This is a genomic window from Pseudomonadota bacterium (genome assembly GCA_039196715.1).
Lineage (GTDB): Bacteria > Pseudomonadota > Gammaproteobacteria > CALCKW01 > CALCKW01 > CALCKW01.
On sequence record JBCCUP010000159.1, the window covers coordinates 1 to 2,530 of the forward strand.

The 2,530-nt window shown below is 66.6% G+C and carries 1 protein-coding gene and 3 tRNA genes; all 4 read left to right on the plus strand.

Going from position 1 to position 2,530, the window contains the following annotated elements; translation table 11 throughout:
- The first annotated feature begins 86 nt into the window (after positions 1–86).
- Positions 87–158, plus strand: a tRNA-Trp gene (locus AAGA11_23010).
- Between the two features lie 652 nt (positions 159–810).
- On the plus strand, positions 811–1,965 hold the full coding sequence (locus tag AAGA11_23015) for a slipin family protein (GenBank protein MEM9605745.1): 1,155 nt from the start codon (positions 811–813) through the stop codon (positions 1,963–1,965).
- Between the two features lie 83 nt (positions 1,966–2,048).
- Positions 2,049–2,120: transfer RNA gene (locus tag AAGA11_23020), tRNA-Gly, on the plus strand.
- A 193-nt stretch (positions 2,121–2,313) separates the two neighbouring features.
- A tRNA-Cys gene (locus AAGA11_23025) sits at positions 2,314–2,386 on the plus strand.
- The last annotated feature ends 144 nt before the right edge of the window (positions 2,387–2,530 follow it).

Genomic DNA, 2,530 nt, shown 5'->3' on the forward strand with positions numbered 1-2,530 from the left:
CATCGGCCGAAGGCCGAGGGTTATACCCCGGTCCGGCTGCGCCGGATGGCAGACAGGAATGTCCGCCCCACCGATTGACTCCACTTACGCATGTAGCTCAACGGTAGAGCGGCGGATTCCAGATCCGCTAGGTGCGGGTTCGAATCCTGCCGTGCGTGTTTCTCTCGTGTACATCCCCGCGGTGTTGTCCAGCGGCGCGCCGGCCCCGTTCAGCGGTCGGCTATGGCGTGTCCCGTGAATGGCATCGGAAGACAGCGCGGTTGTTGTGGTAGCTCATCTGGTAGAGCAACGGACTGTGAATCCGTGGGTAGCCGGTTCGAATCCGGCCCACTCCTGGCAGGGCCTATCACGCCCGGGGTTCGACTCCCCCTCTGGCCCGAAGTTCGGGCACCATTCTGGGTCGGGGGCGCAAGCCACTCGATGCCACCGGCCGAGCTGTGCTTCGTGCTGTTGCCGCTTGTCGGCTCAACACCGCGCAGCGCGGCAGCGATCAACGGGCCCCGCGGCCCGGCGGATACCGATTCGGCAAAGCGTAGGGTGCGCCTCGGCCCACCCGTGCGGTCGCTCGGCCCCGCGTCGCGCAAACATCAATACAAAGGGCTTTCGCCCCGCGTGTTGGTGCGAACGCGGCGTGCGGCCGTGGGACGTCGGCGCGTTCCCTGCCGTCTCTCAAGCCGGCCCCGCCCGGACGGTCGTGGTGGCAGCAAGTTGGCACGCCCCCGGCCCGCTTTTGATTAGTTTTCAGATGTTTCCGGCCTGCGCGGTGTTCGTGTCGGCCTTCTTTTCACCCTGTCTCAAAGGAGCACAGACATGATGACGCTTCGCATCCGCAAGCACGAAGTCGGCCTGTGGTTCCGCCACGGCGACTTCAAGGGACTCCTCGCACCCGGCGCGTACTGGAAGCCGGGCCGGCTCATCGGCATCGACACCGTCGAGGTGGTTGATCGGATGGAAGTCGCGTTCCGGCACAAGATGCTGGACGTCCTGGTCGATCACCCGGCCGTGGCCGAGCAGGTCCACCGTGTCGAGCTCGCCGACGACGAGCGGGCGCTGCTGTGGGTGGATCGCCGGCTGCGCGGCGTGCTCGCTCCGGGCCGGCACGTCTTCTGGAACGGCCCGGCGAAGGTCGAGGTCGAGCCATACAACGTCAACGACTTCGTCTTCACGCACAAGAAGGTCGAGGCGGTGCTCGCGCTGCCGGGCGCGTCGCGGTACTTCGACGGCGTGCATGTCGAGCCGGGCGAGGCCGTGCTGGTCTACCGCGACGGTGCGCTGGTCGGCGAGCTGTCGCCGGGCCTGCACGTGTACTGGCGTGGCGCCGGCCGGATCGAGCGGAAGATCGTGGACCTGCGCGAACAGGTGCTCGATGTCGCGGGCCAGGAGATCATGACGGCGGACAAGGTGACGCTGCGTGTGAACCTGCTGGTGACGTACCGTGTGCTCGATGCGCGGCGTGCGGTCGAGTCGGTCGCCGACTACGCGCAGGCGCTCTACCGCGAGGCGCAGCTCGCGCTGCGTGAGGCGGTGGGCACGCGCAACCTCGACAAGCTGCTGACGGACAAGGACGCCGTGGGTAGCGAGGTGCGTAACGCTTTGGCGTCGCGTGCCGAGGCGTTCGGCGTGTCGGTCAAGGGTGTCGGCCTGCGGGACGTGATCCTGCCGGGCGACATGAAGGCAATCCTCAACGAGGTGATCCTGGCCCAGAAGCAGGCCGAGGCGAACCTGATCCGCCGGCGTGAAGAGACCGCCGCCGCGCGGAGCCAGGTGAACACGGCGAAGCTGCTGGCGGACAACCCGGCGCTGACCCGGATGAAGGAGCTCGAGTCGCTGCAGGAGATCATGCGCGGCACGAAGGCGACCTTTGTCTTCGGCCACGGCGGGATGCTGGAGCAGGTGCGCTCGCTCGCGGGCACGACCGGCGAAAGCGGCCCGTCGGAGGCCGGCCCCGACGAGAAGGCCGGCTGAGATTGTTGTTTCTCGTTACCCGATCCCGCCGTCACGCTGCCGGAACCGTCCGGGGGTTCCGGGGCGTGGCGGCGGGGATTTTTGCGGCCGTGGTTCATCCGGCAGAACACCGCCCCGCCACGACGGAGGAACAGGTTCGAGTCCTGTCGGCCGCACTTATTCGGTTCCCACAAAAAACAAGGCGTGCTAACGGAGCGCCACACCACTGGCCGAAGGCCTGCTGTGTGCCGACATGCCGATCAACGTTGCATCCGCACACAACAGCCCTGCAAGCAGGGCAGTTGTGTGGCACACGCGACGCACGTGTTGTGGGCGGGATGCGTATTAGTTTCGCGTTTCATCGTCTGCGGCCGGGTGGCTGAATGGCAAAGGCGGCGCACTGCAACTGCGCTCAAAGCGGGTTCGATTCCCGCCCCGGTCTTTGGGGGAGGTGTGAGACTTGAGTCTTGAGGCTTGATGGGGGAGGTTGCGTTCCTCACGCCTTAGAACGTGTACGAGAAGCACCCCCTCACGGATAGCCGGCGGGCGAAGGGGCCCGGGGGGGCCCCCGGGGGGGGTTTAAGAA

What these genes read in the sequence shown, in the direction of transcription:
- AAGA11_23015 (MEM9605745.1), top strand. Translation starts at nt 811, where the DNA reads ATGATGACGCTTCGCATCCGCAAGCACGAAGTCGGCCTGTGGTTCCGC.